The 14454-nt window shown below is 53.9% G+C and carries 10 protein-coding genes; 4 read left to right on the plus strand and 6 right to left on the minus strand.

The window, feature by feature from the left end; all coding sequences use genetic code 11:
* Position 1: 1 nt before the first annotated feature.
* Both AC2FJ5_RS05010 and AC2FJ5_RS05015 read right to left on the minus strand, forming a co-directional pair.
* Positions 2 to 2092, minus strand: coding sequence for a peptidase domain-containing ABC transporter (locus AC2FJ5_RS05010; protein WP_496792661.1), 2091 nt, complete (start codon positions 2090 to 2092; stop codon positions 2 to 4).
* Positions 2089 to 3795: an ABC transporter transmembrane domain-containing protein gene (locus AC2FJ5_RS05015; RefSeq protein ID WP_496792662.1), complete on the minus strand. Its 1707-nt coding sequence runs from the start codon at positions 3793 to 3795 to the stop codon at positions 2089 to 2091. Before AC2FJ5_RS05015 ends, AC2FJ5_RS05010 begins: the two co-directional genes overlap by 4 nt.
* Positions 3796 to 3975: 180 nt before the next feature.
* Here AC2FJ5_RS05015 and AC2FJ5_RS05020 point away from each other — a divergent pair, with 180 nt between their 5' ends.
* Both AC2FJ5_RS05020 and AC2FJ5_RS05025 read left to right on the plus strand, forming a co-directional pair.
* Complete coding sequence (locus tag AC2FJ5_RS05020) at positions 3976 to 6978, plus strand: PA14 domain-containing protein (RefSeq protein ID WP_496792664.1); 3003 nt, start codon at positions 3976 to 3978, stop codon at positions 6976 to 6978.
* A gap of 224 nt (positions 6979 to 7202) precedes the next feature.
* Positions 7203 to 7538, plus strand: a complete 336-nt coding sequence (locus tag AC2FJ5_RS05025) for a hypothetical protein (RefSeq protein ID WP_142635900.1) — start codon at positions 7203 to 7205, stop codon at positions 7536 to 7538.
* A gap of 175 nt (positions 7539 to 7713) precedes the next feature.
* Here the strand turns inward: AC2FJ5_RS05025 and AC2FJ5_RS05030 are convergent, their stop codons facing one another.
* Entirely contained in the window at positions 7714 to 9453 is a 1740-nt protein-coding gene (locus AC2FJ5_RS05030) for an arylsulfatase (RefSeq protein ID WP_496691663.1), read from the minus strand.
* Between the two features lie 143 nt (positions 9454 to 9596).
* Between AC2FJ5_RS05030 and AC2FJ5_RS05035 the strand changes: the two genes are divergently transcribed.
* Complete coding sequence (locus tag AC2FJ5_RS05035; protein WP_496792665.1) at positions 9597 to 10505, plus strand: LysR family transcriptional regulator; 909 nt, start codon at positions 9597 to 9599, stop codon at positions 10503 to 10505.
* A gap of 29 nt (positions 10506 to 10534) precedes the next feature.
* On the opposite strand, the gene AC2FJ5_RS05040 is transcribed toward AC2FJ5_RS05035, so the two are convergent.
* From AC2FJ5_RS05040 to AC2FJ5_RS05050, 3 genes are all read right to left on the minus strand, one after another.
* Positions 10535 to 11533 carry a formylglycine-generating enzyme family protein gene (locus AC2FJ5_RS05040; protein ID WP_496792666.1) on the minus strand — a complete coding sequence of 333 codons (999 nt, stop codon included), beginning with the start codon at positions 11531 to 11533 and terminating at the stop codon, positions 10535 to 10537.
* 182 nt (positions 11534 to 11715) lie between these two features.
* Positions 11716 to 12222, minus strand: a complete 507-nt coding sequence (locus AC2FJ5_RS05045) for a hypothetical protein (protein ID WP_496792667.1) — start codon at positions 12220 to 12222, stop codon at positions 11716 to 11718.
* Between the two features lie 409 nt (positions 12223 to 12631).
* Complete coding sequence (locus tag AC2FJ5_RS05050; RefSeq protein ID WP_271948134.1) at positions 12632 to 13582, minus strand: GlxA family transcriptional regulator; 951 nt, start codon at positions 13580 to 13582, stop codon at positions 12632 to 12634.
* A 154-nt stretch (positions 13583 to 13736) separates the two neighbouring features.
* On the opposite strand from AC2FJ5_RS05050, the gene AC2FJ5_RS05055 reads away from it, so the two are divergent.
* Positions 13737 to 14447 carry a GntR family transcriptional regulator gene (locus AC2FJ5_RS05055; RefSeq protein WP_271948135.1) on the plus strand — a complete coding sequence of 237 codons (711 nt, stop codon included), beginning with the start codon at positions 13737 to 13739 and terminating at the stop codon, positions 14445 to 14447.
* Positions 14448 to 14454: the final 7 nt, after the last annotated feature.

The following is a 14454-nucleotide window of genomic DNA, read 5'->3' on the forward strand; positions in this document are numbered from 1 at the left end:
GCTATCCTCCGAGCGCTTTCAACACAGCTTGCAGCTTCTTCCGGCCAGCCTCTCCGGTGGCATTCACAGCAACCTTGTCGCCATTGAGAAATATGAAGCGGTCGGCGATCTGCATGAATGAGCGGTCGGCGGTTGCGATGACTACAGTGCATTTCCCCCGCTTGTCACCAACCCAGTGCTTAAACAGGTGACGCCGACGATCCGAAAGACCATTGGTCGGTTCGGAAAACAGAAAGAGCGAAGAAGGCCGCGCCATACAGCGAGCCAGAGTCAGCGCTTTGACCGCCTCTTCAGGCAACTGCGACAGCACTGTGTCGGTCAGTCGCGTTTCCTGGCCTTCTGGTAAAAGTTCGAGATCATGCAGCAGGTCCATCCTGTCCAGAGCCTCGGCAACCTGGTCCGGAGAAAGGCTGGGCACCGCCAGGCGGAAATTTTGCGCGACCGTGCCGTAAAACAAGGATTTCTCATAGGTTGCGTATGTGACAGATTTCCGTAATTCGTCACGGGCGATCTGGCGAATATCTATCCCATCATGCTCGATGGTGCCGCTCAGGGGGCTATACAGCCCGTCTATCAGGTCGAGAATGGCAGTGCGACTTGCCGTATCACTCCCCATGACCAGCACGACCTCACCCGGATTGCACTGGAAACTGACCTGCGAAAGGATCGGAGGATTCAACGGATCGGGACGGTACGTCACCCCCGAAAAACAGACCCAACCGCTAAGCGTCTTCTGATGCGATTGCTTGAGCCCCATTTCCAACTCTTCGGGCAGTCCAAGAACTCGATCGGCTTGTGTGCTGCTGGACCGGAACGACAGAATTTGAGGGAAGCTGGTGTACAGAGATTGAATCGGAGCCAGCACTTTGGACACCAACGCGATGGAGGCGATCATTGCGCCAAAGCTCAATGAGCCATTCAGGGCCCCATATGCGCTTAAAACGATTGCCCCGACCGTCGCCAATCCACAGATTGACTGTACAAGCGACTGGGTAAATGACTGAAACAAACGCGCACGTGCTGTCGCGCGTTCGCCGGCTTCAGCAAGGGGCAGACTGCGTGCCAGCCATTGTTTCTGCATTCCCAGATTGACCATCACCTGTTGATGCAGCACCGCGTCATGAATGGCGGTTTGACTGGCCGCATTAGCCTCGGCCGCCGACTTGTCCAATCGTTGTTGAAAGGCAGTGGTAAAGATACCAAGGCCGACAAGGAACAGGATCGAACCCAATGTCAACAGACCGACAGATGGCGCCAGATAGCACAAAACCGCAAAGAAAATCAGAACGAAGGGCAGGTCAAGAAAAGCTCCCATTACCGGACCGGTAAACATGTCGCGCAGGGATTCGAATTGTCTGAACCGGGACAGTTGCTGATTTATGTCAGACTTCTGAAGCTGGCTCAGTGGAAGGGACATCAACTTGCGAAACAATGCCTCCATCATCTGTCGTTCGCCATTCCAGCCAATGTAAGCAAGCGCTCGGGTGCGAGCGTGACGAAAACACAGGTCGGAGAGGCCGATTATGGCCACACCGAAAGCCAATGAAATTAGAAGATCGACTGATCCTGACGGAATCACGCGATCGTAAATGGCCATAACCAACAGGGGCGCGGTCAGCCCCAGCAGGTTAGTTAGAAACGACGAAATAATCAGCCATGGCATCATCGCCCGCAAGCCACCAAATGCTGCTCCTACAGTTATTGGGCGGTCGTCTTCGTGTTGATGATCAAACCGGTCGATCCTGATAACCCTGCAAAAACGATGTGTTGGCTGTAATAAACGCAGATCGGGATTGTGATCGTCGCTGACCTGGATGCCGCGCCCTGTTCGTCCTATTGCAAGATAGCAGCCTCCCTGATCTGGAAAGACCATGGCCGGGCATTGCCAATCAGATATCTCGTTTTCGCGGCACCTCAACTGCGTATGGGGAAGACCAAGGTTGCGGAGCGTCTGAAGAATATCCTCTACCCGAAACCATTCGGACATGTGTGGCGTAGCTTCGATGATCGCATCTGGACGGTTTCGCCATCCGCCCTGAACCAGAAGCTGCTGTAACAACTGCGCTGCAATTTCCGCGTTCAAAGCGATCATGCCGCCCCCTTTCTGATAAGCTTTGCCGCTGTTTGCTCTAAAGTCGTGTCGAGTTCCCATTCCGCATACACACCCTCGGCAGAGGACCTGAGGCGAACTGTCTCTTGTGTGAGATTCTTCATTCGGGGATCGGGGCTGGCAATAATCAGGGTCAGTCGCGGAGAAACAGACATTAGATAGTCAGCCAGCGCTTGCCTTTCGGCGGTGTCCAAAACTGCCGTTGGCTCATTCATAAGCAGGATGCGCGGCTGCAAGGCCAGAGCCCGTGTCAGGGCGATCATCTGCCTGTTCACCGGGTCTTTTTCAAATGCTGTCCCGGTGTTCAGCGGAGTGTTATAGCCCAGAGGAAGACGATCAATGCGTTTCTCCAGCCCTAATGCTGCAGCTACTGTTTTTGCTCGCTCGACCATCGCGGCATCGCCAAAAGCACTGAGGTTTTGCAACAGCGTGCCGGACAGGATCGCTGGCTGAGCCTCGAGCATGACCATGGCGTTCTGCCCACGCTGTGCCGCACGTTGGACTGCGGACCGTTCGTCGATCCAAACTTCCCCTTGATCGGGCATTCGTTGCCCGGACAAGGCATCGAAAAGCTCGTCTACCATCCAGCTTTTCTCAGCTTCAATCAAAACCCCAACAGAAGGCGCGCCCCGAAATCTGATAGGGCCGAAACTATGCCCAGAGCCATTCAACCGCTTCATCGAGACATCATTGATCTCGATCCTGCCGGTCAAGGCTGGCTGATCAGAGACCGCACTGGAAACCGTCTGCAGACTGTCCATTTCGCCGAGCCTGCTGCGCGAGATCGCGACATTCTCGGACTGGACCCAAAGCGCCATCAGCTTGGTTAACGGCTGCACAATCCGGCCGTTCAGCAACATGCAGGCAGCCATTTCAGCGATGCCAATCAGATTGCTGATTACCAGATAGGCTCCAAGCAGACCCATGGCCGCCACGGTCATTTGCGAAAAGATCGCTCCGAAGTTTTGGGCCAGACCGGAAAAATGAATCAACTTCCGGCTCATATCCACTGTCTGGCTTTCAAGCATCTCGAAACGGCGGGTCATTTGCGGCTCCATCCGGTTGGCCTTGACCGTCTGCATGCTGGTCAAAATCTCGGATAGAAACGCATAGCGGCGCGTGTCGATTGATTTGCGACGGCGGAACAAATGCCATTGCGCACGCTTCATGATGGCCGCGAAAATGGTGACCGTACAAAATGCTCCAAGCGGGACCAAAACAAGCCAACCCCCGATCAACCCGATCAGCACCGCAAACAACAGGGTGAATGGCAGATCAATCAAAAGAGTTTGCCCCTGCCCGGCCTGGTGATCTCTTAATTGGCCGATCGCCCCGAAACGTTCCGCGTAAGTGCTTGCCGGAACCTTGGAAAAGCTCAGCGTATTCGCTGTGATCACCGTGGTCATAAACCGCTGGAAATTCGATACAGCGGCATCCTCAGCTGCAGCCGAGAGCAAAATTGCACGGCATTGACGCAAAATCAGCTCCAACACTGCGCTGACCAATAACACAACTGTCAGGACCCGCAGGGTGTCGACCGACTGAAACGGAATGATCCGATCAAAGATCAGCAGGATCGAAATTGGCATCAGCAACGAAAGCACATTCAGCGAAATGGATGCGGCCCAGACAGGGATATCGCTTTGTCCTGCCGTCATTCGCCCGGATAACCCACGCGGTTTCATCGTTCTCTTCACCCAGTTGGTTGGCCTTCAGCTTTGGGGACGTAAAATTGAAGAACAGTAAATCTGAGCGCCGTGAGAGAGGATATTTTCTCCTAAAATTTAAAGGTTTAATTGACCTTCGCTGAACACCTGCATGGTAAAAGGTGACGTGAATCAACAAATTTCCTGAGGTGTCACGCGATGAGCGATATGAAAGACGATCCGGAGTTTCGGGCGAAAACACTGCAGGCCGAACACGACGAAACGCATGAAATCGCCGCTCATCTATCGCGCAATACCATCAACACCTCTGACGATCCCAGCCGCAGTACATTGCATACCGGCGAGCAACAATCCGGCGCGCTGGAAGACCGCGCGCGCTTTGAAGAGTCGATTGAAACGCTGAACGTAACCGCGCCAACCGCGGTTGAAAGTTTCGAGGCACCAACCGACCAGAGCCTATCCAATTTCAGCGAAACTGGATCCTCAGGTGCCGCGCAGCCTTTGCAGTCTGAGGACACAGCGGGCACACCTGCGGTGGATACCCCGCCTCTCGAAGGGAACATGCCCGCCCAAACTCCGTTCGAGCTGCAACAGGCCATTGAAATTGACCCACTGGCTCTGCAAGCGGCGGAAGCAAGTCAGCCGATTTCATTCCAGAAAACTGCCGGACAGTCTCCAGATTTTTCGGAGCCGGACGTGAACAACGCCCCCGAAGAAATCTTGTTGGACGGCACAACTATAGCTGAAAATGCAGTGGGCGGCGTGGTCGGAACCCTTTCGGTTGTGGACCCGAATGACGGGGACACACATACATTCGAAATATCGGACGACCGGTTCGAAGTTGTCGACGGTCAGCTACAACTAAAACCCGGCCTCTCGCTGGATCATGAGGAAGCGGCGCAGGTCGAGGTAGATGTCACAGTCACCGATGCCGGCGGGTTGAGCCTGACGGAAAGATTCACGGTTGATGTTCTCGACGTGAATGAAGGCCCAGTAGGTATCGCGCTGAACGATACCACAATATCGGAAAACGTCACCGGTGCGATTGTTGGCCGAATCGAGGCAATCGATCCGGACGCGGAAGATGCCCACGTATTCGAAGTGTCAGATGACCGGTTCGAGCTCTTCAATGGAGAGCTTCGCGTGAAACCCGAGATGCAGTTTGATCACGAAGAGACCGCTCAGATCGACCTGCAGGTCACCGCCACCGATTCTGAAGGGCTGAGCGTGACCGAGTCTTTTGTCATCAACATCAAAGACATCAACGAAGGACCCACAGATCTTAGCCTTGGCAATGACACCGAAAACCTGATCCGTAACGGTAGTTTCGAAGAGTTTGACCTTGATGAAGGTCGCTGGCGGGGATTTGACGGCGACGATAGCGGCGCTTGGACCGACGCAAATGGAATCGAAATCTGGGACCGTCTTGGCGGCACTCAGGCCTCTGAAGGGGACCAACTGATGGAAATGGACCATGCGCGCGGCGTGGACAGCATCTCTCAGGTCGTCGAAACCGAGGCAGGCCAGCTTTATGATCTTGGCATCGACCTGCGCGAACGCCTTGCAGGTGGAACGGACACGGTTGAGGTCTGCTGGAATGGCAATTTGGTCGCGGAGCTTGATCCTCAATCCGCCGAATGGCAAACATTCGACCTTCAGGTGGTTGGAACCGGTCAGGACAACCTGGAGTTGAGGGAAGCTGAAAACCAAAATGACAGCTATGGCGCGCTTGTCGACAACATTACTCTGACTGCGGCCGAGCTAACGGTGGCCGAGAATGTTGAAGGTGCCGTTGTTGGAAAAATCTCTTTTGACGACCCTGACCTTGGCGGCTCGCATCGGTTTGAAGTCTCTGATGACCGGTTCGAGGTTGTCGACAACCAGTTGCGGCTAAAACCTGATGTGGCGCTTGATCACGAAGAGGCCTCATCTGTAACGGTGGATGTAACTGTCATTGACGAGGGCGGTCTTACTCTGACCGAAAGCTTTACCGTCAATGTCGCGGACATGGTCGATCCCCGTATTTCCGCCGGCACAGATGGGGACCAGCCCCAAGTCACCGAGAGCGAGCCTGACGAGCCTGAACCAGATGCAAAACTCTCTGATGGGAGTGATGCCCAAGACCCCATTTCGGAAAAGGCAGAGTTTCAGCCAGATGGTCTCGGTCCGGTTCAGCCTGAATCGCCTGCTGATCCAAACCAACCTTCGGCACCATATGAGAGCGGAGCACAGCCCCCTGCCCCAAGCGCCGAGATGCAAACTGGTTTTCGTGCAAGTTACTACGATGTGGACCACAGACTGACCCGAATGGATCAAATCGACTGGAACTCAGCCCCGACTCATCAGGAAGTTGTTTCCGAAATCGACTACGAACTTGGAAAAGACTCATTCTGGGAAGGCGGATCCTCGGACACATTCGGTACCAGGTTGGAAGGGTCATTCACTGTCGAGGAAGGGGGCAGCTATACTTTCTTTGCCGGGGCAGATGATGGGATTGCTGTTTTCATCGATGGAACAAAGATCATCGAGTACGATAAGCCACATGGGTTTCGCGCGTATTCAGAAGAGGTCAACCTTGAGCCTGGGACTTATGGCATCGAAGTCCGATATGTCGAGAACCACGGCCATGCGGGGCTGAAGCTGGAATGGGACGGTCCGGATACCGATGGCCGTGAGGTGATGCAGGCCGATCCCGGTTTGTCGGTTCCCAAGGACGACGCGATCCAAGTTGGCATCCAGTTGTCGCATGCGTCTGATCAGGCGAATGTTACACTGGAGGGGTTACCGGCAAATACCCTGATAATCAGTGGTGAGCATGCGGTGATCACCAATGGTGATCCGGTGGATTTGTCGGGTTGTAACCTGAACCACCTGGAGCTTTCCCCGCCAGTAGGTTTCGAGGGCGTAATTCATGGTCAGATCGTTGTGTCAGACATAGACAGCGCCGGCACTCTCATCACTTCGGAAAACCCATTTGCCCTGACCGTCGGTGACGACCCTGTCAGCCCAGGGAATTCTTTGGACGAAGAACTGGCTTACGAAGCGCTGTACTCGAGTACTCCTGGAACCCTGCCTTGGGATGCTATCCATTCGACCGACAATGCCCCAGAGGTGGATGTTCTGGACGAGCCGATCTCAACCCTCGGAGATGCAAATATTACTTGTATTGAAACAGATACTTATGAGAGATTTGATTGGTAGTGAATGCAATGCTCAGTGGAGCCGACCTGCATTCTGTTCTGGGATGCGATCTTTGCCACAGGCTTCTTGCCGAGACGCTAGAATCTTGATTTTGCAGACGGTCCAACACCTATATTTTCTTTGGTTGTGCCCAAGGCACAGTCTGGCCAGAATTTCAGCAAATTTATGACAGAAATCGCACCTAGCTGCGGCGTTCGAAACGAATCTGCTCTAGGTGAGATCAAATGAAAAAGTTGGCCATTCTTCTTATATTTATGCCCTTCACGGCGCTTGCAGAAGAGCGGGTGTTTGAATGTCAGTCGCCAGACGAACAGCATCCCGAAATGGCTGCGAAACTGATCAAATATGAAGATCAAAACAAAGGTCGTATCAAGATCGGTGACATCGACAAAGAGGTCGATGTTTTCCCGGGGCTCGATACCTTGACCTACCTGTATATCGGCGAGGATCACACGCTGAGTTATAACGTCCACCCCCAGAAAGGCACGTTCGATTTCTCTGCCTCTGGTAGTAGAACCGGTTGGGGCAAAGGAACTTGCACGGAAATCACAGGGCAATAACCCGCATCTCCTCCTAACAATGCACCGGCCTGTTCCATGGGCGTGTGCTTGCGGCAAACAGTGGCTGCACCCGCAGTAGCGCCACATATCTATCGGCGGACCAACCAGCACTGTGCCTTTTTCAAATATACGCATCGCGCCGTTTCCGTCCCGAAACGGCGCGATGACATTTCAGTTAATGCGCGCCACTGCGCTTGGCGTTGACGACCGTCTGCTCCAGAGGGTTATAGCCTTCTGGAACAGGCACAAGATTTACCCTTTTTGCATAGTCCTCAAAATAGGCCTGCATCGCTGCGACACGCTCGGGCATCTGGTCCGCCAGATTGTGTAATTCCGACGGATCAGCTTCGATATCAAACAGCTCCCATTCGCCTGTGCCTTTAGGGGCCAGATTCTGCATCAGTTTATATTTTCCCTGGAATACTGCCGAGGACCCTGCAAGCTCATATCCGACCGGGTTGTTATCGTCGCGCACGGTTTCCGTCTCACCCTTCAGGACCGGCATCATACTGATACCGTCTGGCGTATAAATTTCGCGACCGTCATAGACCGGTCCGGGAACGTCTACGCCGGCAACGTCAAGAAGTGTTGGAACGATATCGCGAACAAAGGCAAATTTATCGACTTGCGATCCGGGCTCGACAACACCCGGGAATTTCACGATCAAAGGGACACGCAAACCACCCTCGGTCGAGAATGTCTTAAAGTAGCTGCCCGGAACCGCTGCGGCTGCCGCCCAGCCTGGGCCGTAATCAGCATAGACACCCTGCTGCCCCATATCCGAATAATCGCCGTCAAAATCCTCGATATAGACCTTGTCGTAATGGGCTTTGTACCAATCACGATAGGCTTCAGACAGCGGCAACTGGTTCGGATCCGGGCCGTTATCCGCAAGGAAAATGACGATGGTGTTGTCCGCAATACCTTTTTCATCCAGATAGCTCAGAATCCTGCCGATATTGACATCCATATTGTCCAGCATTCCGGCATAGGTCTGCATCCGTCGCGCGTTGAATGCTTTTTCTTCGTCGTTAAGCTTTTCCCAATCCGGCATCTGCCACGGTTCATAAGAGGTTTTCGCAAACTCCGGGTCCAATTCCACATCCGGAGAGATCAGCCCAAGTTCCTTCTGCTTTTTCAGACGCGAAACCCGCAGGGCCTCGAACCCTTCGTCATAAACGCCGTCATATTTGTCGATGAATTCTTTTGGCGCCTGATGAGGATAATGGACGGCCTGATACCCGACCCAGGCCAAAAATGGCTTACCGTCATCCAGGTTGCTGTCGATGTAATCGATCATCGTTTGGGTATAAAAATCGGACGAGAAGTAGTCGTCCGTTGGCAGGCTGACAAGCTTGTCGTCCTCGTAATAGTGCACCCGCGTATAGAACGGGGCATAGGGCTGCTCGACCCAGTTATCCGCACCGCTTTCGCCCAGCATAAAGGATTTCTCAAATCCGCGGTCATAAGCGATCGTGCCAGGCTCATGACCTAGGTGCCATTTGCCGGTCATATAGGTGTGGTATCCTGCGTCGCGCAACAGACGCGGCAACGCAACAACTTTGTCGTTCAAATGACCTTCATAGCCAGGCTTGCCGAATTGGTTATCGGCCTGAATCTCTAACATATTGCCGAGGCCTGCGAGATGGTTGTCGACACCGCTGATCAGCATAGTCCGAGTGGGCGAGCAAGACGCTCCGACGTGGAAATTGGTGAACAGCATACCGTCATCTGCCAGTTGGTCGATCGAGGGCGTTTCGATTTCACTGCCAAATGCGCCAACATCGGAAAACCCCATGTCATCTGCGATTAGAATAAGAACGTTTGGGCGTGTATCCTCAGAATCGGCAAGTGCTGCAGTCGTTGATAACGCCGAAGCGCCAAGCACAGCTAATATATTCCTTAAAGGAACCATTGAATCCTCCGTTATGTGGGAAGTCCGGGGCGTCGTGCCACGGTCGACAATAATGTCGCAGGAAACGACAATTCCGGCTACAGAAAGAGACGACCATTCCATCATTTGGTATGAGCGTTCTGAATATTGGAACGAGGGTGTAAATGATTGATTCCAAAGCCATAGATGCGGTGCGCTCATTGGCCAGACACGGCAACTTTCGCGTGGCAGCGGATGCAATCGGAACCTCTCCGGCAAGTTTCTCACGCTATATCGGCCAGGCAGAAACTTATGCCGGTCAGGCGCTATTCGAACGGACAGGCCGCGGCGCAACCATCAGACCGGCGGGAAAACGCTTTCTGCAACTTCTGGACGCGTTGCACAATGCGACCAGCCAGTTTGAAGCAGGAGTCGAACGGCTGCGTTCGGTCGGCCCGGAGGTGCTGAATATCGGCTGCGGCCCCCTGACGACCCGGACGATCATCACGCCGCTTCTGGCAGAGCTACTTGATACCTGGCCAGATCTTCGCGTCCGCGTTGATGTGCGGGCCACCAAGGAACCCCTCGAAGCATTGCGGATAGGGCGTCTGGACGTGGCGGTTTGCGATCTGACACACACGCCCAACCTAAGCGATCTGGACATTCAGGTCGTTCGAAAGGAACCCGTTTTCTTCTGCGCTCGCCCCGACCATCCCATTCATCAGGCTACTCCGGTCTCAATCGCTGAGGTGTTTCGGCATCCGTTTATAACCGCGCATATGCATCGCCACTGGCGCTCTGCCATTGCCGCCACTTTGGGGAATGACGAGAAAGCCTGGCATATTGTTGACCGATTGCCCCAGATCGAAAGTGACGATTTCTCTTTAGTTGCCGATATGGCCTGCAGAGCAGACCTGATTGCCGGAGGAATGAAGGAAGATTTTGATCAGCACCTGAAATTGGGGATGTTGAAAGAGATACGAACCACGCAACCTCTGACCTGGAACATATGCGCTGCCCGTCGCAAGGGCGTTAAATTTGCCGCGCTTGATATGTTCTGGAATCGATTGTGCCACCAGTACGGGGCGGAATAAGCCCGCCGCATGACCGGAATGCCCGGCGGTTAGTCTACATCGCGGACAACGCGAAATCCGACATGATTGCTGCCCAACGACATCTCAACCGGCTGCCGCGCTGCAGGTCGGTAACGCAGACAGAAATTCGGTGCGCAAAGCAATGAGCCCCCTTTGACCAACCGCATTGCACCCATCGATGCGCTACCGAACTGGGCGGCAAAGGCCTTTTCCGGGCCGGTAGGATCAATTTGGTCGCCAGGAATGTGCCCCGGCACCCACCAGTCGGCCACGTGCTCCCAGACATTGCCCGCCATGTCATACAGGCCGTAGCCATTGGCCACATATGAAGCTACGGGTGCGGTTCCGACATGGCCATCGTCAGCCAGGTTTTCGCTTGGGAACTGTCCTTGCCAGGTGTTTGCCTTCCACCCATTGCTGGGATCATAGCTGTCACCCCAGGTGTAGTCGGCGCCTTCGATCCCGCCGCGAGCTGCAAATTCCCATTCGGCCTCGGTCGGCAGACGACCTCCGATCCACTCTGCAAATTCTGCGGCATCCTCGGGTGACACATGCACCACCGGATGGTCGCCCAGTTCCGCAATCGAACTGCCCGGTCCTGCCGGGTGTTGCCAGCTTGCACCTTTGACATAGCGCCACCATGCGTTGGGATTATTCAGCGACACCGCTTCCTTAGGCTGGGCGAAGACCATCGATCCAGGCTCAAGCAAATCTGCAGGCAGACCCGGGAAATCCTCCGCCGACAAGCCACGCTCTGCCGTTGTCTGATACCCGGTTTCTTCGACAAATTTCGCAAATTGGTCGTTGGTAATTTCTGTCCGCGTAATGTCAAAGGACCCGACATTCACTGGATGGACCGGAGTCTCTTCCGCTTGAAAGTTTTGCGAACCCATCAGGAATTCTCCACCATCCAGCCGGACAAACTCAGGACCTGGTTTGGAACCGATACTGGTATACCAAACGGCAAAGCATACAATCGCAACCACGGGAACCGAGCCATAGGCTAGCAATCTTCTTGAAAGGGGCATGTAGCATTAACCTGTTGGATCTATCAGGGGTGAATGTAGTGATTTGGTACGGTTTTCAATCCCCTACTGTGAATGGGCAGCATTTCCCCCTTCGACCTGAGCTTCAACGAAAGGCGCGCGCCTGCCTGCTGCGAAGCAAATCCACCTACACTTGTAAATTCATGTCAAATTGGGACCGCTGTTCAATTCAAACGATCCACAGCCGCCAAAGCACCTGACAGAGCGACTTTGATCTCTGAGGGCATGCCTCTGCCCTGTTTATGTTGATTGGCCGCGATCCAACCTGCCTTGTGACCCCGCGCGCCGATCGCCTTCATCCGTGCATCAGCCGCAGAATCCGGCATTTTTTCAACCAGGTTTCTCGAATACTCGATCTCATCGCGGGACAAAATCATACCAACCGCACTGTATACATCCATGCCAACTTGCATCGTCAAATGATCCAGCCGATGCGTTGCCCCAGACAACATGCGCGTGCAAAAGGCCGCCAGAAAATACCAGCGAAAGATCGCAAGTATGCGCTTCTGAGTATCAGTGACTGTATCCACCTCAAATAATACCGTGGCGGAGATCTTTTCAAATGCTGCACTGGCCGCCTGTGAGGCCTGAATAATCTGATCCTCGCGCACGTCTACGGGTATGACTGGCGGGACAGGTGTCACGACCGGCTGGTAAGTTTCGAAATTCATGCATGGCCTCCGGCTTTGGTTGCTGAAGGGAACATGGGGGTTCGAAAATGCATCCCGATGTGAATCTCTGCCATAGTTTGTAAGTATACCCGGTATTTTGGCTAAACTTAAAAGCCATTTTTCATATGTAACGCAAACTCAAGGACAAACTTGGCTAATTGAGTTATTAATTGTGTAGGATTTGGGCCGCATTTTTTGCTGAAATCCGGGCCTTTATATCGCCCTAAACCCCCTTACATCTGACACGATCTTGCAGAATTTGTGCCCTTTTTACCAAATACAAACAGTCAATCCTGCTGATCAGTTTACGAGTTTGAATTTAACGAGGGGGTACAAGCGGGACTAGGGGGTGAGCGCCTGCCGGGCCGGGCTCGCCCTAGGGCAGAGCAGCTCCCCCCGCCGCCTTCCGTCAGTCGATTTTGCTTTTTTGCGAATGCGGTGTGACACCAAAACTGGATCGATAAACCCGCGAGAAATGACCGGGATTTTCAAAGCCACAAGCCAAGGCGACCTCAGTGACGGATGCTTCGGTCTGAAGCAAAAGCTTTTGCGCGCGTTCCAGGCGTAATTCCATAAAGTATTTTTTGGGCGAAGTGTTGAGATACTTACCAAATAACCGCTCTAACTGGCGCGTGGATATGCCAAGATCATCCGCGATCTTTGACGGAGAAACCGGTGCTTCAAGGCATTCGCGCATGGTATGGATAGCCCGAGCCAGATGTGCGTTACGCATCCCGTTGCGCGATTGCAATGATACCCTTTGTTTGGCCGTTGCGTTGCGGGCAGCATTATACACCATCTGATCTGCAACCGCGATCGCCAGCTCCTCGCCGTGATCGCGTCCGATCAGATGCAGCATAAGATCGGCAGTTGCCGTCCCACCCGATGCCGTGATGTGTTTCGCGTCTGCCACGAAGACACTGCGCACAAGGTTCACCTCTGGGAACGCTTCCATAAACGCATCGTGATATTCCCAGTGGATCGCAGCCTGAGAGCCATCCAGAAATCCAGCCTCTGCTAGAAGCCAAGCACCAGAACACAATGCCCCGATCGGCGTGCCCCGCGCACGTTCGCGTCGCAACGTCGCCAGAAGGTCGCGTGAGACATGGTTGCGCATGTGGATGCCCGACAAGACAAACAGCTGATCAGTCTTTGGAATATCGCCCAACCCGCCATGCACAAGTGTCACCACCTTATTGGAACATACTGCACGCTCTGCGTCCTCCGATATCAGCGTCCAATCATATAGCGTTTCCTCACTGACCAGATTGGCGATCCGCAGTGGTTCGACGGCGCAGGAAAAGGCGAGATGCGAGAACTCCTCGATCAGAACAATGGTGATGTGCCGCATCTGAGGCATAGGGCTTTCCACTTTGTTCGGCCGGATTGGCTGAGTCTTTGTCGTTGGATTATGCTGCACGAAATTTCTATGTATACAATATGTATTTTGTTCGGATACAAAAAGGAGGCAATCGAACCCAATCGATTCTTGCTGGCTGGGCTGGAGGATCCGGATGAAGGACGTCGCAAAAACCCGCAAAACGCAGCTGGCCGAGCACTTGAAGGTCTCGATCCTGACTTTGCGCCTGCAACCCGGCACCGATCTGGACGAGGTGCATCTGTCCGATGCGTTTGGCCTGTCGAGAACGCCTTTACGCGAAGTGTTCCGACAACTCGCCGGAGAAGGGTATCTGGACCTGCGCACAAACCGCAGCGCGCGCGTGTCTGAAATGTCGTATACCACCTTGCGCGATTTCTTTCTGGCCGCGCCGATGATTTATGGAGCAATCCTGCGACTGGCAGCGGCGAATGCAAAGCCTGTGCAGATTGAAGCCCTGAAAACCGCACAGCAGGCATTCAAGGCCGCGCTGCGGGATGGGGCAGCCGAAGAGCGCGCCCTGGCCAATAACCGCTTTCACGAAGTGACCGGCGAAATGTCGGGCAATGTCTATCTATTGCCCTCTTTCAACCGTTTGCTGATTGACCATGCCCGTATCGGCATGACCTTCTACCGGCCACAGTCGGGCAGGATGGTCGAAAACCTGTCCGAGGCAAGCCAGCAACACGACGCCATCATCGACGCCATAGAGGCACGCGATGAAACGGCTGCTGCGCAGCTGGCCGAAGATCACTGGAACCTGTCACGCGATCAGATCGAACTGTTCGTGATGCCCGATGCGCTGGATGTCCCAATGGGCCTCCCACCGCTTTCGAAACCTGCATGAGGACGGA

Source organism: Ruegeria sp. CDSA221, assembly GCF_059611825.1.

Coding starts and splice junctions, on each gene's coding strand:
- AC2FJ5_RS05055 (WP_271948135.1), top strand. CDS start 13,737: ATGAAGGACGTCGCAAAAACCCGCAAAACGCAGCTGGCCGAGCACTTG.
- AC2FJ5_RS05045 (WP_496792667.1), bottom strand. CDS start 12,222: ATGAATTTCGAAACTTACCAGCCGGTCGTGACACCTGTCCCGCCAGTC.
- AC2FJ5_RS05050 (WP_271948134.1), bottom strand. CDS start 13,582: ATGCCTCAGATGCGGCACATCACCATTGTTCTGATCGAGGAGTTCTCG.
- AC2FJ5_RS05010 (WP_496792661.1), bottom strand. CDS start 2,092: ATGATCGCTTTGAACGCGGAAATTGCAGCGCAGTTGTTACAGCAGCTT.
- AC2FJ5_RS05020 (WP_496792664.1), top strand. CDS start 3,976: ATGAGCGATATGAAAGACGATCCGGAGTTTCGGGCGAAAACACTGCAG.
- AC2FJ5_RS05040 (WP_496792666.1), bottom strand. CDS start 11,533: ATGCCCCTTTCAAGAAGATTGCTAGCCTATGGCTCGGTTCCCGTGGTT.
- AC2FJ5_RS05025 (WP_142635900.1), top strand. CDS start 7,203: ATGAAAAAGTTGGCCATTCTTCTTATATTTATGCCCTTCACGGCGCTT.
- AC2FJ5_RS05015 (WP_496792662.1), bottom strand. CDS start 3,795: ATGAAACCGCGTGGGTTATCCGGGCGAATGACGGCAGGACAAAGCGAT.
- AC2FJ5_RS05035 (WP_496792665.1), top strand. CDS start 9,597: ATGATTGATTCCAAAGCCATAGATGCGGTGCGCTCATTGGCCAGACAC.
- AC2FJ5_RS05030 (WP_496691663.1), bottom strand. CDS start 9,453: ATGGTTCCTTTAAGGAATATATTAGCTGTGCTTGGCGCTTCGGCGTTA.